The sequence below is a fragment of the Sphingobacterium paludis genome (assembly GCF_004364125.1).
Taxonomy (GTDB): Bacteria; Bacteroidota; Bacteroidia; order Sphingobacteriales; family Sphingobacteriaceae; genus Sphingobacterium; species Sphingobacterium paludis.
The window spans coordinates 617,847-637,571 of record NZ_SNZV01000001.1 but is presented as its reverse complement, the minus strand read 5'-3'; the positions used below and the strand labels follow the sequence as shown (position 1 = coordinate 637,571).

Below are 19,725 nucleotides of genomic sequence, written 5' to 3'. Positions count from 1 at the left end.
TGCTGGAATCGTGCATAGATCCGACGATATACACTTAATCTAATACATAAATGAGGATGAAAAAAATCTTGATTTGCGATGACGATTTCGGCATCGTCAATATGCTGGAATTGATGTTGGAGGATATAGACGCCGAAGTTATATCCGAAACGGATAGCAGTAAGATTTTCGATCGTCTTCAAGAAGAACAGCCGGACCTGTTTATCGTTGACCTTTGGATGCCAGTCGTCACCGGTGATGAAAGTATCCGGTATGTACGCAGCCAAGAAAAGCTGAAAGACACGTTTGTGTTGTGTATTTCTGCGAGTCGAAATGGCTATGAAGTGGCCTTAGAAGCAGGTGCTAATGTGTTCTTGGCTAAACCCTTCGATATGGACGAATTCCTTAACGTGCTGCAGGATGCACTACAGACCGCACCATAAATGCCGACAGCGCAGCAACAAGATGAACACTAGCCCTTGAAACACAACAGTGCGTTACCAACGCTAATGGAATTACCTCCCGCAAACCAAATCGTAAAATTTCGCTGTACACGCTAAGCAGCGGTCTTTCCCAGCAACAGCTGTACAGTATGACCGATCCATTGCCGCGCAAAATCTTTCTGGTTACCTGCGGAAAATTTTAGGCACAACAGCCCTACAAGGACACCTGCTTTTTATGTGTGGCTCTTTTCCTACATGACTCACGTTTTATTAAATAATATATGAAAAAAAAACTTGGGCATACACCCTGTGAAGCCTGTTTTTATATATACTTTTTTTTTCGCTAAGGAGATTTATTATGACTATATTTAGCTAAAATTCTCAATCTATGCTTACGTCGGATCAGGTATTGTTTGATGTGCTCCGTTATGCTCCGGATGCATTAGCTGTCTTCGATGGTCCAGAATTAAACATTGCGTTTGCCAACGAGCGTATGCTCCATATTTGGAATAGAAAGGACAACATCATCGGGGAGCCTTTCGCCTCAGTTTTTTCCAATACCGATCCACATTCTTTTCTAAAAATCCTTCAAAACGTCTGGTACACGGCCCGTACACAGCAGCTGAATCATGTGCCCATACAGATCACCACCAACGAGCAACAGCAGGTTTGCTATTATGATTTTGAATTTAAAGCTTTGGTTGATAAAGAAGGTCTTACCTATGCTATTATCCAATCGGTAAAAAATGTTGGCGCCGCAAAGACAGGCTTGGAAGACAAGCTTTCCGTAAAGGAAATTGACGATGTTATTATTCAAGCTGAGTTAGCAAAAAAATCGGCGCAGATCGGATTGTTCGATTTAGACATCAAACGAAATATGCTCTCTTGGGACCAACGCTGCAGAGATCTATTTTTCGTCACCGCCGATAAGAAAGGAGATTCGCCACTGGATTTTCTAAATGGTATTTATCCGGCCGATAAACTGAGCGTTATCCGAGCCCTATCAGAAGCTTATGACGAGCACAACAAGCAAGCGGATTTCAATGTAACATTTCGTACAGGCACAGACAATCATGGCCCGCTTAAACGCTTGCATGCATTGGGGCTTGTGTATTTCGACACGGAGAATAAGCCCATCCGTCTTATCGGTTCTGTTCGAGATATCAGCGATGCCACGAGTGCTATGGATGCGCTAAAGAAACGCGATATCGAATTTCAGCAGGTGAATAGGGAACTCAGCAGCCTGAATGAAGAATTGATGGCGTTGAATAAAGACTTGGAAGCATCTAACCTGAGCTTGGTAAAAGCTGAAGAAATCTCGCGATCGTTGAATGACGAACTGCAAGATGCATTCGACAAACTTAAATTGAATGAGGATCGTATGAACTTGGCCATACAGTCTGCGGAGTTGGGTACATGGACACTCGATATCGCGGAGGCGAATGTCTTTTTTGACGACCGGACAAAAGAGATGTTTGGCTATCCCAGCGGCAATGCTATTCCCTATCACGAAGTGCTGCGCTACATACATGATGATGATCGGGCGTTCGTTGACCAAGCTGTACAAACCGCCATCGATCCTAAATCTGGCGGACTTTATGAAGTCCAGTTTCGCACAGTGGGTGCTACAGATGGTCGATTACGGTGGTTACACTGCAAAGGCCGTGCTTATTTTGACGAGCTTAATCAACCGATGCTTTTTTCCGGTACCGCTCGCGATATTACCGACGTAACGATCGCGCAGGAAAAAATTGATCACTTCAACCATCTTATTGCCGAAAAGGAAAAGATACACCAACTTATTGTCGATTCTGCCCAGATTGGAACGTTTACATTTAACCGGAAAACGAATGCCATACAGCTCAACGAACATGCCCGCGCGATGTTCGCGTTGGAGGAGGATCAACATATTGCCTTGCAGGCATTGGAAGCTTACCTTGCAGTGGCCGAACGCGCCATACACGATGCTCTTCTACACAATAAACCCTGCGACTACACGCACCAGCTTGTAGACCACCGATCTGGAAAAATGAAATGGCTACGATCTTTCGGCAATGGAACAGAAAATCAAGAGCGACCGGATAACATGTTTTACGGCGTTATCATCGATATTACGGCGCAAAAGGAAGAGGAACAGCGGAAAATCGATTTTTTAAGTATCGCCAGCCATGAGCTCCGTTCGCCGTTAACCTCGCTATCGGGATATCTTCAAATTCTGATGCTGAAAAGAAATCAAATGGACGACGATCGGGTGAACGCTATGATCATCAACGCTACCCGACAGGCAGAGCGCATGCGCTTATTGATCGATAGCTTTCTGGATATTGCACGTGTCAACGAAGGCAAACTGCAACTCCGCAGGAGCACGTTTCATGCGGACGCCCTTTTTGTCGACATCAAAAAGACGCTTTCTGAAACAATATCCTCGCATAGCTTCGTTTTTGAGCATGATTTGGATACGCTTTCTCTCTATGCCGATCGGGACAAATTGGAGCAGGTGATTATCAACTTCGTGAACAACGCAATCAAGTATGCTCCTTCCGGAACAGCAATTCGTGTGGAAGCAGAGCAAGTTGGTGATCAGTTGATCACGCGGGTGGTCGATCAGGGAAGTGGCATATCGCTAAGCGAGCAGGCCAAAATATTTGAGCGATTTTACCGGATTGAAAACGCGCAGAATGTACACGTCAATGGCTTTGGTATCGGTCTGTTTATCTCGAAAGAGATTGTACGCCTACACCATGGCGAAATAGGTTTGACAAGTGAAGAAGGCCAGGGCACGACATTTTGGTTTGCTATTCCTATTCTTGACGGAGCTGACCTGCCCAGCAAATAAAATAGAGATCTTATCTTCAAAAAATCAGTTTTTCGCTGTAAAACACGGTTATTAGCTTATCTTTGGCGCGGATTTAAAATAAGCAGATCGTGATCAACGTAAATAATATTTCAGTATCCTTCGGAGGAACTACGCTATTCAGCGATGTATCGTTTTCCATTAATGAAAATGATAAGATCGCATTGATGGGAAAAAATGGAGCCGGTAAATCAACGTTATTGAAGATCATTGCAGGAGCCGGAAAGCCCACTACAGGCAATATCTCTGGCCCGAAGGAAGCTGTTATCGCTTACTTGCCACAACATTTGTTAACGCAGGATGATGTGACGGTTTTCCAAGAAACCTCAAAGGCCTTTGAGGAGGTTTATCATATGCGGGACGAGCTCGAATCCTTAAACGAGCAGCTGAATACGCGTACGGATTATGAAACTGATGACTACATGCGACTTATCGAACGCGTATCGGAACTCAGTGAGAAATTTTATTCTATCGAAGAGACCAATTACGATGCCGAGGTAGAAAAGGTTTTAAAAGGTTTGGGCTTTGAACGCGCTGACTTTGGCAGGCAAACATCGGAGTTTTCCGGGGGCTGGCGGATGCGCATTGAACTGGCAAAGATATTATTGAAAAAACCAGATCTTATTTTGCTCGATGAGCCCACCAACCACATGGATATTGAAAGTATCCAATGGTTGGAAGATTTCCTCTTACATTCCGCGAAAGCCGTGATCGTGATCTCACACGATCGAGCTTTTGTTGACAACATTACAAACCGTACCATTGAGGTTACTATGGGCCGTATTTATGATTATAAAGCAAAATACAGCCATTACCTGGAACTTCGCAAAGAGCGACGCCAACACCAGTTAAAGGCTTACGAGGAGCAACAGCGATTTATTGCCGACAATCAGGAGTTTATAGATCGATTCCGGGGAACGTACTCCAAAACCTTGCAGGTGCAATCTCGGGTTAAAATGCTGGAAAAATTAGAAGTCATTGAAATCGATGAGGTTGACACTTCTGCGCTGCGCTTAAAATTCCCGCCATCGCCCCGCTCAGGTCAGTATCCAGTGATCGTCGAAGAACTATGTAAAGTCTACGGAGATCACATCGTCTTTAAAGATGCGTCCATGGTTATTGAACGCGGTGAAAAAGTGGCCTTTGTGGGTAAAAATGGAGAAGGAAAGTCGACCATGATCAAAGCAATTATGGGCGAGATCGATTACGACGGTGTGCTGAAGGTCGGTCATAATGCGAAAATTGGCTACTTCGCACAAAATCAAGCGGCCCTGCTGGATGAAGAATTGACTGTATTTGAAACAATTGATCAAATCGCTGTTGGCGACGTTCGGGTACGTGTTAAGGATTTACTCGGCGCTTTTATGTTTAGTGGTGATGATACGACCAAGAAGGTAAAAGTATTGTCTGGCGGTGAAAAAACCCGGTTGGCGATGATCAAATTGCTATTAGAACCGGTGAATGTTTTAATACTGGACGAGCCGACAAACCATTTGGACATGAAAACCAAAGATATTATAAAAGATGCGTTGCAGGATTTTGATGGCACATTGATTCTGGTATCGCACGACCGTGATTTTCTAGATGGATTGGCCAATAAGGTGTTTGAATTTGGCAATAAACGTGTCCGCGAGCACTTTGAAGATATTAAGGGCTTTTTGGAATACAAAAAGATGACCAGTTTAAAAGATATAGAGCGGTAGCGACAGCTCTCGAATCCATCACGCAAAAAATATGGGAGGAAGGCGAGATCAATAGCCTGCGGACGAAACGCCTTCTTCCCTATCCCAGTGCGCAAGCATGTGCTGCAGAAAGCGATACTCCTGTGAATACGCACCATCCTGTATACCGAACCGTTCTCTGACGCGCATAAAATATGATCGAGCCATCGTATCGCCTGAAATTGTTGCTATAAAAAGCCGGGCAACCAGCGCCATGTTGTATTCATTCGGAACAGAATCTGCCTGCTCATATTGCCGCAGAACGGTGTCGATCTCGCTTCTGCTGTAGCGCCTCACATCCGTGTTTAATTGCAACTTTCGATCAAGCGTCCCTTCGGCTAGCGTTATCTTTTCTATAAGCCATGCTATGTCTTCCCGTGCGTATTCCATACCGATCGGCAAACTGGCGATCTGTCCTATAAAGAGCGTATCCCCGATTTGACGCACCTCGCACAGCAGACTGGCATCCCAAAAATCAAGGATCGTATCTGATCCGCAAACCGTGACTACAAATTCGGAAAAAAGGTCGCGTGCATCATCGTCTGCGCGATAACCACACAAGGCTATGGATTCTCCCGAAGATAGATGGAAGAACGCTTCGGGTTGGGTCGGTGCGAACTTATTTTCTGGACAATCACAGCGACTGTCGGAAACCTGTGCAAAAACAAAATTTCCTAGCAGCAGCAGTATAGAAAGAACGGGCAAGGATTTATTTATCATAGGAATGTGGTTTGACACAACATCTGTTCAACAATGTAGAAGGCAGATTGTTTTATTCGGCATAAGTGGCTTATAGCATAATCGATTTTGGCTGACATGTCTGAGGTTGTCATCCAAACATATCCACGAACAAAATCTTGCTCAAAAAATCGTCTGCGCGTCAGCGTCGACCAAAATCTACAAATCAGATTTTCCTCCCCGTTTTTTTATAAGAAATTCGTCACAAAATAGTTAGCCGCGCACTTTCATGACTTTCGGTGTATTTTTTTTTTGAATATTTTGTATAATTGCATCGACAAATACCAAAGAATGCTCCAGTATTTACGAAACACATTTTTTGTACAGCTTTTAAGCACGTTCCTCCTTGCGTTACTTGCATTGAAGACGAGCGGATTACTATTTAGCGTATTTCCGGACAAAAATTGTATTATTTCGAGCATGCCGATTGATGCCGATGCATCCGAGACCGACGAAAGTCACGAGATTAAGAAAACGACAGGTAAATTAATCTGTTTGCTATCGGATTATTTCCAAAGTACTCCCATCAAAGAGCGAAGTATCGCATTGCTCCGGAAAAACTCAAGCATTTTATTTACCTCAGCGCATTTCGATAGTATACCCTCCCCGCCTCCGGACTGCTAAGCCGTATAGTGGTCTTTTGCCGATAGCTAGGCAAAAGATAAAATTGACAAGATTTCTTAAAATTTTACATTTTATTTATGACGCACAAACACGGTAGTATCACGCCTCTGCAACGCTTGCTACGACTTCTTCATCCGGAACGCAGAACGATAAATTATATCTTCCTGTATGCCATCGTTATCGGTGCTTTCAGTTTAACAATTCCGGTAGGAATAACAGCGATCTTTAATTTATTGAATAACGGAGCGATGTATAGCTCCACGTATATCCTCATTGCTTTTGTCATCGTTGGTGTCGCCATTGCCGGTATATTACTTATCGGACAGATGAGCTTAGTCGAGTATCTGGAGCAGAAGATCTTCCTAAAATCTGCGATTGAGTTTGCTTATCGCTTACCGCGCATCAAGGCAAAGGAATTAGCAGACGAAAATCTGGTCGAATTGGTCAATAGGTTTTTCGACGTCATTATTATTCAGAAAGGGATCATCAAGCTGCTGATCGATATCATGGCGGCTGTTGTCACCATATTCTTTAGTGTGGTTCTGCTCTCCTTTTATCACCCTGTGTTTCTGACATTCGGCTTGGTGGTGATTATTGCAATAGCCCTTGTGTTGGTTATTTATTACCGACAAGGCTTGAGCACGAGTATTCAGGAATCAGCCTATAAATATGAAACAGTAGCTTACTTGGAAAACGTAGCCGCGCATATTGAAAATTATCGGGGCAATCCAGCAAAAATGCAAGAAGTGATATCGCAGACTGATTTTATCAGCAGCAAATACTTACGTTCCCGTAATGAACATTTCAAAGTGTTGAAACGATTTTTTGCGGGATCCGTGATTATACGAACACTACTCTTTGGTGCTATGCTATTGCTTGGTTCATACTTTGTTGTCGAACGTCAAATGACCTTCGGTCAATTTGTGGCCGCAGAAGTTGTTATTGTGCAAATCGGCTATGCGATCGAAAAACTATTCTTGAACTTGAATACTATTTTTGACATGTTGACAGGTAGCGTCAAGCTTGGTGCCGTTACTGATCTAGCGTTGGAGGAGGGCGCAGAACCATATGGCCGATAAAAAATTCAGTATAGACAGTTTTGTGGAGTGGCAAGAGCTATCTCAACACGGGCAGGGGCAACTTTTGAAAGAAAAAGGTTCCATATTTTTGGGTCGTTTAATGTTGGTTGCGTCGATCATTTTTGTTATCGTTTTGTTCTTGCCTTGGCGGCAGACGATTCCCGGTAAGGGCACCGTCACAGCATTACGTCCTGAAGATCGACCGCAGACGGTTCAGAATCAGATTGGCGGCAGAATAGAACGTTGGGCTGTACGCGAAGGACAAGAAGTTAAAAAGGGCGATACCATTTTGGTGATCTCAGAAACCAGCCAATCGTACTTCGACCCCGATCTTCCGCAACGTTTGCAGGAGCAGCTATTGGCAAAACGTAGTGGCGAGGATGCTGCTTCGCAAAAGATGAGAGCGACCGAAGCACAGATTGATGCGTTGGGTTCGGGCTTACGTTATCAACTGGAAGCGGCCCAGAATAATGTAATACAAGCGCGTAATGTTGTGAAAATTGACAGCGCTGATTTGGTTGCGACGGAAACCATGTATGCAACGAGCGTGTCGCGTTTGGAACGCTACGAGCGCGGTTACCAAGACGGATTGTTTTCGCTGACTGATATCGAGACGAGGCGCCTTACTTTACAGAATGACCGGGCGAAAGTGGTGAGTGCGGAAAACAAACTGACAAACTCCAGACAGTCTTTAACGAACGCCAGGATCGAGCTTGATAACATACGGGCTAAATATAATGAGGCGCTAGCGAAAGCTCAGTCCGATCTTAGTTCTGCACTGTCGTCGAAAGCGAGCGTTCAAGGTGACATTGCGAAATTACGCAATGAAATCACGAATATTGATATTCGACGAAATTTGTACGTAGTTCGGGCACCGCAAAACGGATTTATTGTGAAGACGTTAAAGGCCGGGATAGGCGAAAATATCAAAGAAGGTGAATCGGTAGCAACGCTACAACCTGGGGCGCCTCAGTTGGCTGCCGAGATCTACGTCAACGCTATGGATGTCCCGCTTATCCTCAAAGAAAGCGATACCCGCCTGCAGTTCGAAGGTTGGCCATCGGTACAATTTTCGGGTTGGCCATCGGTTGCCGTCGGAACATTTGCTGGCAAAGTAACCGTGATCGACAAAGTAAGTAGCGCGAATGGGCAATACAGATTATTGATCCGGCCTGCCCACCCCGTTCCGGAAGGCGATGAACCATGGCCCCCTCAATTACGGTTGGGATCGGGCGTATACAGCCGCGTTATCCTCAATGCAGTGCCACTATGGTATGAGATCTGGCGTCAATTAAATGGCTTCCCACCTAGTTTAGAACGTGAACCCAAAGAAGAGTAAAACAACAATCCGCATGATCAAGTTTTGGAGACTGCTCCTGCTATGCATATCGCTATTTGTATCGGCAGCCATGGCGCAAGAAGCTAACCGGCCGAACACAAATCCTGTGTTCACGCTGGTGGATCTTGAAGAGCTACTCATGGCGCATCATCCTGTAGTGAAGCAAACAAGCTTACTGAGCGAAACGGCACGGGCACAGGTTTTTCAGGCGCTCGGAAAATTTGATCCCGCGCTGTATACCTCATTCAACAATAAACATTTCGGAAATACCGATTATTACAACCACTGGTCCAGCGAATTGAAAGTGCCCTTGTGGCTTGCCGGAGCAGATTTAAAGGTAGGTTATGATCGTAACGTCGGTGCCTATACCAATCCGCAAACCCGAACAGATCGAGCGGGGCTATCCGCTGTCGGGATCAGCATTCCACTCGGGCAAGGTCTTTTTATTGACGGCCGGCGCAACACGCTATGGCAAGCCGAGGCGATGCTGGAGTATGCAGAAGCGCAAAAAATTAAGCAAATCAACAGCATTTGGTTCGAGGCAGTCTCGGATTATTGGGATTGGTATTATGCTTACCAGCAGTATATGCTCATTGCCGAAGGTGTCCGACTGGCAGAAACACGCTTTCGGGCAATCAGTGAACAAACCATATTGGGCGATAAGCCGCCCATCGATTCCATCGAAGCCGCTATTACCGTGCAAGAAAGGCAAATGGAGCTGGCGAAGTATGAAATTGAATTAAAAAACACACGGCTAATTCTCTCCAACCATCTCTGGAGCCCGGAACAGCAGCCGGTGGAATTACCGGAGAGTGCTATGCCCGATAGCATGGCCAATTCCAAGTTAGCTCCCGATGCAACGCTATTGCTAGACTTGTTGTCGCAGGCAGAAACCCTGCATCCGGAAATTTTACAACTGGAGAGCAAAGAACTGCAGTTGTCTATTGAAGAGCGGTATAGAAGGGAGATGCTTAAACCCAAACTGAATCTCTCCGGAACCTTAATATCAAGCCGCCGTAATTTTAATGAATCCTTGCCGCCCCATTATGATTTTAACTGGGGAAATTATAAGCTGGGCGTAGACTTTGCCTTTCCCATATTTTTGCGCGCTGAACGTGGCAAGCTGCGAGAAGTGCGGATTAAGCAAAATGAGCTGCGCTATGACCAGGTTATTCTAGGTCGGAATATAAAAAACGACGTCACATTGAAGTATAATGATCTCACGGCGTACAGCCAGCAGATCCGCCTTCAAATTGAGAACATCGCTAACCAGCAAATTCTTCTACAAGGAGAGTTACAGAAATTCGATTTGGGCGAGACTACCCTATTTATCATCAATAGCAGAGAGAGCAAACTGATCGATATGCAAATTAAACGGGAAAGTTTGATTATGAGCTATCAGAAAACGTTGGCAGAATTATACTATAAAGCTGGTACTCGACTGTAGTATCGCTTCAATTACCCTACAAATCGGTACTTACGTATAAAAGGAAGCTTCCTGGCCGGGCGGTCAGGAAGCTTTTACGGTGTTAACAACCATCAAGTGTAGTTAATTGTGTGTGTGATTACATAAAATTAAAACAAATAAAATTCAAAAAAAATTTTAATAGTATTTTTTGTTTAAAATTTTTCAAAAGATCATAAATAGATTGTATAGATAAAATATTAATCTTAGATAATTTTACAAACCTTTAATCGTGTAAATGTATCGTTAACATGCATTTCTACCGTACTATTTGCCCTAAACGTCCCTACGCCTAACGCCAGATTTTCGCGCGCCTGCGAAGATCAAATAAAGAAAACAATATGGATTAAAAAACCATTCTTATGTTGCGGCATGAAGAAATCACTACGGTGAACGCTACATATCGACATAAAGAGGAAGGGCGCACCTCCACCAACGGGCCGTCACTCGTTAAACGGTTTTTACAAACAACCCGAGCGTAGCGCGCTCATAAAATAATAGTTAGACATGAAAAAAGTAGCATTAATAGGCGCAACAGGATTTGTTGGCTCAGCGATTTTACAAGAATTGGTGGATAGGAATTATACGGTGACCGCCATTGCGAGAAATGTTCAAGCGATTAAATCGGCTCCGAATGTGGTGGCTGTACAAGCCGATGTTAGCGAGTATACCGCGCTCACAGCGGCCATTAAAGGCAACGATATTGTAGTATCTGCCTTCAACGCGGGTTGGTCGAACCCATCGCTGTACGATGATTACATAGCAGGCGGTCGGGCGATAATCAACGCTGCGAAAGAAGCAGGTGTAGAACGCGCTTTGTTCATCGGTGGCGCGGGCAGCCTCGAAATCGACGGCAAAAAACTGATCGACGGAGAAGATTTTCCTGAAGAAATTAAAGAGGGTGCACAGGCAGCTTCTGACTATTTGGAAATTGTGAAGCGGGAACACGACCTCAACTGGACTTTTTTCAGTCCGGCCATAGAGATGAATGCAGCAAGCTCTGGCACACGAACGGGTAGCTATCGAACAGGTCTGGACAGCCCCGTCTTTGATACAGAAGGGCGTTCAAAACTTGCAGTAGAAGACCTTGCTGTGGCCATTGTCGACGAGCTGGAAGATCCTAAATTTATAAAGCAGCGATTTACCGCAGCTTATTAGCGAAAACTGATTTTTTTTTCTATTTTACAGCATGGCAAATTATATTTTCGGACTTCTCCTATGCATATCCATGTATTCCACTGCACATGCGCAAAAAACAGACAAAAAATTAACCAATAATTTGAAAGAGCTGATTGCCGGTTTCGATGGCGAGATCGGTATTTACGTGCAGCATTTCAAAGCGAATAAAACTGTGGAACTTTCTGCCGACACGGTTTTTCCCACAGCCAGCATTGTCAAAGTTCCGCTTCTCGTGGGTGTGTTTGACAAGATAAATGCCGGGGAACTGTTGCTGCAGGCAAATTACCGCTACCGCTTGGAGCGCGCATACGGCGGATCCGGTCTCATGCAGCTTTTCAAAGATAGTGCGCAGATTGACCTTAGTACCATGATATCGCTGATGCTGACCTACAGCGACAATGTGGCCTCCATATGGTGCCAAGAGCTTGCTGGCGGCGGGCAGGCCATCAATCCTTTAATGGATCGCTTGGGCCTCAAAGACACGAAGGTAAACTCGCGAACAGCAGGACGCGAAAAGATATGGGAGCAATATGGCTGGGGGCAAACCACGCCGCGTGAAATTGTTAAATTGATGAGGATGATCGAGCAGGAGGAACTATTCACGCCTCGCCTATCCAGCAAAATGTACCGCTATTTAAAAAATCAATTTTATAATGAGCGTTCGTTATCGCAGTTTCCGGCCCACATCGCGACAGCGTCGAAAACAGGCTCTGTGGATGCCGCCCGTGGTGAAGTGGTGTTTGTACACGCGCCATCAGGCGATTTTGCATTCGCCGTGTTGACCAAAAACAACAAGGACCAACGTTGGACGCGAGACAACGCCGCAGAGGAATTGACCCGCAAAATAGCAAACCTCATCTGGAACCATTACGAGCCAAAGCATCCCTACACCGCTTTTGATCCGATTGATTGAGCAAAACAGATGGTAACCGAGAGCTGACCCACAGCAAACTGTCTCTTGGCTTTTCTGCGCACAAACTGGGGAGACCGCTTTACGTTACAGGCCTATCCGACTGTTGCCACTCCTGAAAACTACCTAAATATAGCGACAGTGGACGCACTCCTCGGCTAGCTAGATAGGAATACGCTACCGAAGCGCGATCACCCGCTTGGCAGTATATAATGACGTGTTTGCCGTCGAACTTACGAAGATCCTCTTTGTACAGATGGCCAACAAAACTATGTACCGCACCCGGAATATGAGCGCGCTCAAACTCCTGTCTACTGCGCACGTCCACCAATAAATAGGCCTCGTTATCCATGGATTGCTCCACCTCCTGCGCATTTATCAGCTGCACTGATTCTTGCGCCACAGATTCCCTACATTCTGTTATAAAACCTGTTATATTATCGAAACCGATCCGCATCAGCTTGCGCGTGATTTCCTCCCGCTCCTCATCATTAGAAACGATAATAAGGGGCTCGGTATAGTCGAGTAGTGATCCTACCCAAGTCGCCATCGCTTGATTATGCTGTATGTTGAGAGCGCCAGCGCGGTGTGCAGCAGCGAAATCGATTTTCTGCCGGGCATCAATAATCTGGCTATCTTTGGCCAGCCAATCCAGGCTACGCAAAACCGGATGCACAGGTACTTCCGTAAGCAAAGGGCGAGGCATACGATTTAACGTTTTCATTGCGGCAAAATAACGCGGTACTTCAGGCTGATCGCTTAATAGATAGGCCTCAAACTTGGCGTAATCTGCCGCCGAATAGCGCAAGGCCCAGTTTCTAATTTTTTCGTAGCCTACGGTGCTGCAGGGTACTGCGCCCAGTGCTTTACCACATGCTGAGCCTGCGCCGTGCCCGGGCCATACCTGGACATAGTCTGGCAACGCCATAAAGCGTTGCAAGGAAGCAAAAAGCTGTTTAGCACCTTGCTCTCGAGATCCAACTACGCCGGCGACTTCTTCCAACAAGTCTGGACGACCTACGTCACCGACAAACACAAAATCTCCGGTAAAGATCATCACCGGCTCATCAGATGCAGGATGATCGCGAAGCAATAAGCTGATGCTTTCCGGCGTATGGCCGGGGGTGTGCAAAACTTCCAACGACAGGTTTCCGACGTGTACGATAGTTCCGTCTACTAATCCGATGTGCGGATACTGATACTGCCAAGCATCACCTCCTGCATCGGACAGGGATATCGCAGCCCCCGTCAGCGCTGCCAACTCCCGCGTGCCCGACAAAAAATCAGCATGGATATGCGTTTCCAGCACCTGGGTAATCTTCATATTTTGTTGTTTGGCAATCGTTAGGTACGTGTCCACGTCGCGCTTGGCGTCGATAACAATAGCCTCTTTACTTGCCTGACAACCTATAAAATAGCTTGCCTGGGATAATGTTTTATCATAAATCTGTTGGAAAAACATACGCTTTTTATTTTTTTCAATGAAATAAATGATTACGATCCTACGAACACCTGCTATACGGATAAAAGTAACTCTTTACAAAGGATAAATATGGACAGGCAAATAATAAAATAACCAAATACCTTCTTTAAAACGGAACTACTTACTTTCTCAGACAGGGAAAATCCGGCAAAGATTCCGATGATCGCAAACAGGGTATATCCGCAAAGAATGAACCAATCAAAATCCTTTATTTTTTCCATGTCGCCCAGCATGCCGAATAGCGAATTAACACTAATGATCAACAACGACGTGGATACAGCTTTTCGTATAGAGAGCCTGAGTACGCTTAGTAGAGCCGGCACAATCAGGAATCCGCCCCCCGCCCCCGCAACGCCTGTGATCAATCCCACGAGCACGGCAAGTATGGTCGTCTTTGCTGCACTGGACTTTTCAGCCGCCAACGTGTATCCGGTCAAGCTACTGGAGCTTATAACCATGGAGATCCCCGAAGCAAACATGATCAGCGCAAAAATAATCATCAACGCAATTGATTGATGTATCTCAAAAGATCCAAATCGGATTGTTTCAGGCACCAGCGGCAATAAAAACGTCCGCGTGAGGAACACCGTAAGTAAGGAAGGAATACCGAAACGACAAGCTTCTGGAAGATCTATCTCGTTGTTGAAAAAGCCACGAACTGTACCTACTACCGACGTAACACCGACGGCGAAAAGCGCGTATGTCGTTGCCATCACCGCATCAACGCCCATTACGTATACAAAAATAGGCACGGTTAATATGGTTCCGCCACTTCCTATTAAACCCAATGTCAAGCCTACAACGACTGCAAGCAAAAATCCACTTACCATCATCGCGCCGTGCTCAAGCAATGCCCACACCCCGATGATCGCTGCCAAAAATCCATAATCCTAACGTATTGAACAAAGTTCTAATAATTATAGAAATTTTAAGCGTTTTTATCAAAAAAAAGTTTCGCCGTACGCCTTCTTGTGTGCGTTTAGTATCGCTTTGCTGCGCTCCTTTACCGCTGGTGCCATGCTTTGCCAAGCACTATCAAACGCAACCGTATACACATCCTCCTCATTTCCTGCCGGATAGTAAGCGGTGGCCTTAGCCTTTACTACTCCAGCTTTCGGCACTGCTGAGCCAAAGAAATAAACAATTTGCTTGTATGGCTTTGCATCAAGCCCATCACTTTCACCCATATAGCTCAAATAAAATTCTGGAATGCCATCTTGATCGGCGTCTTCGACCAAACAATTGTCATAATCAAACGCTGGCCAATACAGCGGATTTCCAAAGTCTTGAAAACGGACCTTTTCAAGTACTCCAGCATGGTCTTCTACAAGGATAAAGGCGTACAAGTTGCGATTAATCGGTTCGTCGTTGTCTTTGTTTTTCTTTTTAAAGACAAAATAAAAGGTGCCATAATTGGTGACCGCGCGGATAATCATCGTCGTTTCACCAAATTTAGCCGCTTCATATCCGCCGAGCTCGTTGTAGCTATGCGATGTTTTTTTGGTGAATTCAGCAGCGTCTTCTGGGTAATAGCGTTTCGCCTGGATCACTTTAGATTGCCCGTTGACGAACATAGCTGGACATAACAGCAGCAGCAATAAAATAAGCCTCATCATGATGTGTTGTAAAGGATAGCAAATTAACAAAAAACAACGAATCAAAACAGGGCTAAATTTTGCTTGCCTGCTAGCAACAGCTTGAGTTGATCAACCATGTAGCAATAGTTGATCAACTCCTTGTGTAGCAGCTATAAATAGAAAACTTATTAATCGGAATTCCCTGCAGCATTTCCCGCTAAATCGCCTCCAGAACGCTCCGACTCCTTTTTTTTATCTGTCTCTTTGATGTCCTTTTTATCTTCGGTATCTGCCTTACTTTGCTTGTCGGAAGACACCGATGTATAATTTTCTTTTTCATTTTCTGCCACCCCACGCTCCTGTTGGGTCTTTGGCTTATTGTTTCCGTTATTTTCCATATCGCTGTTTTGTTTTCTAGGGGAACGCCAGCAAGCCACAAAGGTTTGATTGCGGATCAATCAAACGCGACGAACGTTTCATCAACCGGGCGTATCCACAAAAAATATCAACCATTTCATCATGCGCATTGTTCTATAACCGGACTTAAGCGAAGATGAATGGGAAAGATTTCTGAAATGATAGATAATACGCTGGGTACATCCTTAACGGATCTACGTGCCCATAAACAGATACCAAAAGTGATGGATGCGCAGATCGTGAAGGCGTTATCGCATTATCCCGAGTTGAAAAATACCTGCGTACGATTTATCTTTACACAAAAATTAAAGGGCTCTATTATGGCGGCGCGCCCTGTCGTAAGCTCCCTACTAGGGCCGAAAAACAAACGAAAGTACGATATTTTGATCAGCCCCGTATTCAAATTGCAACACAGTATCGAGCCGATACACCACATAGAAGATGATGTTCTTATCGGATGGATTGGGCATGAATTGGGGCATGTGATGGACTACGAGCAGCGGAGTACGCTAAGTATTGCCAAATTTGGCCTGCTGTACTGGCTATCGAAACGCTTTGTTCGCAAAGCCGAACGTGTTGCCGACACCTTTGCCGTTAACCGCGGTATGGGAAGCTACATCATCAAAACAAAAGCATTTATTTTAGGACATAGTGGACTATCCATGCGTTACAAAAACAAAATAGCACAGCTCTATCTCTCACCGGATGATATCGTGGCGCTCATCAACGCGCTCGAACCAGAAACATCCGTCCGTAAAGAGGAAATTTTGGAGGATGAGGTAAAGAGCGAATAATATAAAGTAATTCGACTTCACATGCGTCTACTGTTGTAAAACAAGGCTATATGGCAAAACGAATTGCACTCATTTTTATACTTTTCCTACTCGGCGATATCTATTTTTATCAGGCTTTTTCAACGCTTATTTCAAGCGCTGCATTGCGCTACATATATTGGGCACTGGACCTGTTGCTGATCCTATCGATCGTCGCCTTATTGTCTTTCCCGCGACTGCGGAAGAATACCGCGAAATATTTTCCAACGTTTATATCAGCCATGCTGCTCTTTTTTGTTCCGAAGTTAGTGTCTGTTCCTTTCTTGCTTTTGGAAGACGTCGGCCGGGCATTTAATGGATTTCCTGCGCGAAACCTTTACGTGAGTGAGCTAGTTGTAGCCTTAGCAATAATCCTGTTCGGCTTGATTGTATTCGGATTAACGCGAGGCCGACATCATTACAAAGTCCGAAAAACCACAATCTATTTTCCAGATTTACCGAAATCATTTGATGGTTTTAGCATCACCCAACTGTCGGATATACATGCGGGGAGTTTAAAAAATAAACGGGAAGTCCAACGCGGCGTTAACCTTGCGAATGCCCAAGGCAGCGATCTGTTACTCTTTACTGGAGATCTTGTGAATAATGCGGCTTCCGAGGTGACGGCTTGGATGAGCACCTTTGCCCAACTGGACGCTCCGTATGGAAAATACGCTATTTTAGGAAATCATGACTATGGCGACTATATGGCTTGGGAGAACAGCATGGCGAAGCGTAGAAACCTGGATCAACTGAAGCAAAACCATAGTGCGATGGGATTTCGGCTACTGCTTAACGAGTCCGTAACGTTAAGAAAAGACGGCGAAAGCATTCGTTTGATCGGCGTTGAAAACTGGGGCAAAGGTGGCTTTCAACGGTATGGCGATTTAGCAAAGGCTACCGCCAATGTGCCCCACCAGTCATTCAATATTTTGATGTCCCATGATCCGTCTCATTGGGATGAGGTAGTAAGACAGCATCAACAACCCATTCAACTCACGTTGTCGGGTCACACACACGGCATGCAGTTTGGCTTCGAAATAAGGCGATTTAAGTGGAGCCCGATTCAGTACTTCTACAAACAGTGGGCCGGACTCTACCAAAAGGGCCAGCAGTACCTTTATGTGAATAGAGGATTTGGCTTTCACGGTTTGAAAGGGCGTATTGGCATGTGGCCGGAAATTACTGTACTCGTCTTGAAAAGAACGGAATCAGCATAAGCGTGAGCATGCTATAGACAAAATCCGCGCACAGACAAATGACAGCAAAGAGCAGCTGAAAATAGATTAAATAATTTTAACCAATCTATTATAAGAGCCACTCTTACTATCTGCTATACCCTATGTTTTGCTATACGTGATACGAAGATGTAAAATAAAGACTGTGAAACCGTTTCTATCGGTTGTTATGCCCTTTTTTTTGATTTTTATGTGGAAAGATTACCTTACTTTTGCCTAACTTTAACAAAAGAAGAAATCCTATGGAAGACAAAAGCAAGAAAGTGAAGGTTCTCTACGTTGATGATGAGGAGAATAACTTAATTTCATTTAAGGCGACTTTCCGTCTTAAGTATGATGTTTTCACGGCGATTAGTGGCGCCAAAGCGATAGAAATCGTTCGAAATAACCCGATTGATGTGATCATCACGGATCAACGTATGCCTGAAATGACCGGTGTCGAATTTTTGGAGGAAATCATAAAAATTGATCCCGATCCGATGCGCATCTTGCTTACAGGATATACCGATATGGCTGCCGTTGTAGATGCTGTCAACAAGGGCAAAATATTCCATTACTTAAATAAACCATGGAGTGAAGAGGAATTGGATCAAACCATTCAGCGTGCGTATGAACTGTATGCAGAACGCAAGCAAATTTTAGAAACGTATTCCAAACTGGAAGTTTCCAATGAGCAACTCGAATTTTTATTGCGTCAAAAACTACTTTCTTAAGGCCGGTTTACGGGCAAAATATACAAATAAACCCGTTTTTAAATGGAAATAGGTTTTACTTGGACGGAATAATTACCTTGAACGTCGTGCCTAAACCTAGCTTCGATTCTACTTCAATACTGCCTTTCAATTTCAATAAGGCGCTTTGCACATTATACAAACCGAAACCCATTCCCTGAGCTTGATCGCTCGCTCTGAAAAATAAGGTGAATATATCATCCAAGTGCTCTTCTGGAATGCCTATGCCTGTATCGCGAACCGTGATAACGGCCTCACTATTCGCTACCTTAACGGCAAGTTCAATCTCCTTGCCTGCAAAATCTTGTCGTTGGTACTTAAACGCATTGGAGAGCAGATTATGCAGAATTAATTCCAGCACGACTTTATCACTTCGAAAAATACTATTCTGCTCTACCCGTGTATTAAAGATCACGGCATGGCTCCGGGTTGATACTTTATAAAACTCACCAATGTCTTCAAACAGTTGCGTGAAATTAATATCCGACAGCGTAAGGCCTCCTCTACGCAGCAAATAGTAATCGCGCAGACTATCGATATACGCATCAAGCTTGGTCAATGAATTGACCATTAAGCCCAGCAATTCGTGGATATGCTCTACCTGATCAAACTGCAGTGCTAATTTGACAGCAGATAGTACACCGGACAAGGGATCGCGAAGATCATGGCTCACGCTATAGGCAAATTTGTCCAGCTCATCGTAAGCTTTCTGCAACTGCTCGTTTTGTATATCCAACAGTGAACTCGTCACATAAAATCGATCAGCTTCTTCAATAGAGGAGATGATTTCTTCCTCCATCCAAGGTTTGCGTACAAACCGAAATATATGCCCTTTGTTAACAGCATCAACCACCGTTTCCATATCTGCATAAGCTGTCAACAAAATGCGTATTGGCCTGGGATAATCCCGCTTGATGCGCTGTAAAAAGCTCACGCCGAGCTCGTCTGGCATACGTTGGTCGCAAAAGATGATTCGGATTTCTGGATTTTCCGCTAAAATAGTTTCTGCTTCCCGCGTGCTAGATGCAATGTAAATATCATATTGATATCTAAAATTGGCTTTAAAACCAACCAAATTATTTATTTCATCATCAATATATAATACCTGTATCTTTTTTTGCATAATCCAACAACGC

Annotated in this window: 17 protein-coding genes; 11 read left to right on the top strand and 6 right to left on the bottom strand. The window is 44.6% G+C overall.

Features of this window, described 5'->3' with window-relative positions; translation table 11 throughout:
* Positions 1-56: 56 nt before the first annotated feature.
* From B0I21_RS02625 to B0I21_RS02615, 3 genes are all read left to right on the top strand, one after another.
* The gene (locus tag B0I21_RS02625; RefSeq protein ID WP_166637755.1) at positions 57-422 is read left to right on the top strand and encodes a response regulator; all 366 of its coding nucleotides are present in this window, start codon (positions 57-59) and stop codon (positions 420-422) included.
* Positions 423-810: 388 nt separating this feature from the next.
* The gene (locus B0I21_RS02620) at positions 811-3,258 is read left to right on the top strand and encodes an ATP-binding protein (protein ID WP_133638811.1); all 2,448 of its coding nucleotides are present in this window, start codon (positions 811-813) and stop codon (positions 3,256-3,258) included.
* An 89-nt stretch (positions 3,259-3,347) separates the two neighbouring features.
* Positions 3,348-4,979, top strand: coding sequence for an ABC-F family ATP-binding cassette domain-containing protein (locus tag B0I21_RS02615; protein WP_133638809.1), 1,632 nt, complete (start codon positions 3,348-3,350; stop codon positions 4,977-4,979).
* 48 nt (positions 4,980-5,027) lie between these two features.
* Here B0I21_RS02615 and B0I21_RS02610 read toward each other — a convergent pair whose 3' ends face one another.
* Positions 5,028-5,717: a hypothetical protein gene (locus B0I21_RS02610; RefSeq protein WP_133638807.1), complete on the bottom strand. Its 690-nt coding sequence runs from the start codon at positions 5,715-5,717 to the stop codon at positions 5,028-5,030.
* Between the two features lie 719 nt (positions 5,718-6,436).
* Between B0I21_RS02610 and B0I21_RS02605 the strand changes: the two genes are divergently transcribed.
* The 5 genes from B0I21_RS02605 (at position 6,437) to B0I21_RS02585 (ending at position 12,334) form a co-directional block, all read left to right on the top strand.
* On the top strand, positions 6,437-7,438 hold the full coding sequence (locus B0I21_RS02605; protein WP_133638806.1) for an ABC transporter transmembrane domain-containing protein: 1,002 nt from the start codon (positions 6,437-6,439) through the stop codon (positions 7,436-7,438).
* A complete protein-coding gene (locus B0I21_RS02600) occupies positions 7,428-8,777 on the top strand; it encodes an HlyD family secretion protein (RefSeq protein WP_133638804.1) in 1,350 nt (449 codons plus the stop codon). Before B0I21_RS02605 ends, B0I21_RS02600 begins: the two co-directional genes overlap by 11 nt.
* A 13-nt stretch (positions 8,778-8,790) precedes the next feature.
* Positions 8,791-10,224: a TolC family protein gene (locus B0I21_RS02595; RefSeq protein ID WP_133638802.1), complete on the top strand. Its 1,434-nt coding sequence runs from the start codon at positions 8,791-8,793 to the stop codon at positions 10,222-10,224.
* Positions 10,225-10,749: 525 nt separating this feature from the next.
* The gene (locus B0I21_RS02590; RefSeq protein WP_133638800.1) at positions 10,750-11,400 is read left to right on the top strand and encodes an NAD(P)-dependent oxidoreductase; all 651 of its coding nucleotides are present in this window, start codon (positions 10,750-10,752) and stop codon (positions 11,398-11,400) included.
* A 31-nt stretch (positions 11,401-11,431) separates the two neighbouring features.
* On the top strand, positions 11,432-12,334 hold the full coding sequence (locus B0I21_RS02585) for a serine hydrolase (protein ID WP_133638798.1): 903 nt from the start codon (positions 11,432-11,434) through the stop codon (positions 12,332-12,334).
* A gap of 79 nt (positions 12,335-12,413) precedes the next feature.
* On the opposite strand, the gene B0I21_RS02580 is transcribed toward B0I21_RS02585, so the two are convergent.
* The 4 genes from B0I21_RS02580 to B0I21_RS02565 all read right to left on the bottom strand — a co-directional run bounded on the left by B0I21_RS02580 (position 12,414) and on the right by B0I21_RS02565 (position 15,789).
* The gene (locus B0I21_RS02580; protein WP_133638796.1) at positions 12,414-13,793 is read right to left on the bottom strand and encodes an MBL fold metallo-hydrolase; all 1,380 of its coding nucleotides are present in this window, start codon (positions 13,791-13,793) and stop codon (positions 12,414-12,416) included.
* 53 nt (positions 13,794-13,846) lie between these two features.
* Positions 13,847-14,692, bottom strand: a complete 846-nt coding sequence (locus B0I21_RS02575; RefSeq protein WP_133638794.1) for a sulfite exporter TauE/SafE family protein — start codon at positions 14,690-14,692, stop codon at positions 13,847-13,849.
* 63 nt (positions 14,693-14,755) lie between these two features.
* Complete coding sequence (locus B0I21_RS02570; protein WP_133638792.1) at positions 14,756-15,430, bottom strand: hypothetical protein; 675 nt, start codon at positions 15,428-15,430, stop codon at positions 14,756-14,758.
* A 149-nt stretch (positions 15,431-15,579) separates the two neighbouring features.
* A complete protein-coding gene (locus B0I21_RS02565; RefSeq protein ID WP_133638790.1) occupies positions 15,580-15,789 on the bottom strand; it encodes a hypothetical protein in 210 nt (69 codons plus the stop codon).
* Positions 15,790-15,948: 159 nt separating this feature from the next.
* On the opposite strand from B0I21_RS02565, the gene B0I21_RS02560 reads away from it, so the two are divergent.
* The 3 genes from B0I21_RS02560 (at position 15,949) to B0I21_RS02550 (ending at position 18,571) form a co-directional block, all read left to right on the top strand.
* Positions 15,949-16,602 carry a hypothetical protein gene (locus B0I21_RS02560; RefSeq protein ID WP_208292248.1) on the top strand — a complete coding sequence of 218 codons (654 nt, stop codon included), beginning with the start codon at positions 15,949-15,951 and terminating at the stop codon, positions 16,600-16,602.
* A gap of 50 nt (positions 16,603-16,652) precedes the next feature.
* Complete coding sequence (locus tag B0I21_RS02555) at positions 16,653-17,840, top strand: metallophosphoesterase (protein ID WP_133638788.1); 1,188 nt, start codon at positions 16,653-16,655, stop codon at positions 17,838-17,840.
* A gap of 260 nt (positions 17,841-18,100) precedes the next feature.
* Positions 18,101-18,571, top strand: a complete 471-nt coding sequence (locus B0I21_RS02550) for a response regulator (RefSeq protein ID WP_133638786.1) — start codon at positions 18,101-18,103, stop codon at positions 18,569-18,571.
* Positions 18,572-18,626: 55 nt separating this feature from the next.
* Here the strand turns inward: B0I21_RS02550 and B0I21_RS02545 are convergent, their stop codons facing one another.
* Positions 18,627-19,712 carry a hybrid sensor histidine kinase/response regulator gene (locus B0I21_RS02545; protein WP_133638784.1) on the bottom strand — a complete coding sequence of 362 codons (1,086 nt, stop codon included), beginning with the start codon at positions 19,710-19,712 and terminating at the stop codon, positions 18,627-18,629.
* Positions 19,713-19,725 lie beyond the last annotated feature (13 nt).

Excerpts from the sequence above, each read along its gene's own strand:
- B0I21_RS02545 (WP_133638784.1), bottom strand. The coding sequence starts at position 19,712 with ATGCAAAAAAAGATACAGGTATTATATATTGATGATGAAATAAATAAT.
- B0I21_RS02590 (WP_133638800.1), top strand. The coding sequence starts at position 10,750 with ATGAAAAAAGTAGCATTAATAGGCGCAACAGGATTTGTTGGCTCAGCG.
- B0I21_RS02620 (WP_133638811.1), top strand. The coding sequence starts at position 811 with ATGCTTACGTCGGATCAGGTATTGTTTGATGTGCTCCGTTATGCTCCG.
- B0I21_RS02605 (WP_133638806.1), top strand. The coding sequence starts at position 6,437 with ATGACGCACAAACACGGTAGTATCACGCCTCTGCAACGCTTGCTACGA.
- B0I21_RS02555 (WP_133638788.1), top strand. The coding sequence starts at position 16,653 with ATGGCAAAACGAATTGCACTCATTTTTATACTTTTCCTACTCGGCGAT.
- B0I21_RS02610 (WP_133638807.1), bottom strand. The coding sequence starts at position 5,717 with ATGATAAATAAATCCTTGCCCGTTCTTTCTATACTGCTGCTGCTAGGA.
- B0I21_RS02595 (WP_133638802.1), top strand. The coding sequence starts at position 8,791 with ATGATCAAGTTTTGGAGACTGCTCCTGCTATGCATATCGCTATTTGTA.
- B0I21_RS02560 (WP_208292248.1), top strand. The coding sequence starts at position 15,949 with ATGGGAAAGATTTCTGAAATGATAGATAATACGCTGGGTACATCCTTA.
- B0I21_RS02625 (WP_166637755.1), top strand. The coding sequence starts at position 57 with ATGAAAAAAATCTTGATTTGCGATGACGATTTCGGCATCGTCAATATG.
- B0I21_RS02585 (WP_133638798.1), top strand. The coding sequence starts at position 11,432 with ATGGCAAATTATATTTTCGGACTTCTCCTATGCATATCCATGTATTCC.
- B0I21_RS02565 (WP_133638790.1), bottom strand. The coding sequence starts at position 15,789 with ATGGAAAATAACGGAAACAATAAGCCAAAGACCCAACAGGAGCGTGGG.
- B0I21_RS02600 (WP_133638804.1), top strand. The coding sequence starts at position 7,428 with ATGGCCGATAAAAAATTCAGTATAGACAGTTTTGTGGAGTGGCAAGAG.
- B0I21_RS02580 (WP_133638796.1), bottom strand. The coding sequence starts at position 13,793 with ATGTTTTTCCAACAGATTTATGATAAAACATTATCCCAGGCAAGCTAT.
- B0I21_RS02550 (WP_133638786.1), top strand. The coding sequence starts at position 18,101 with ATGGAAGACAAAAGCAAGAAAGTGAAGGTTCTCTACGTTGATGATGAG.
- B0I21_RS02570 (WP_133638792.1), bottom strand. The coding sequence starts at position 15,430 with ATGATGAGGCTTATTTTATTGCTGCTGCTGTTATGTCCAGCTATGTTC.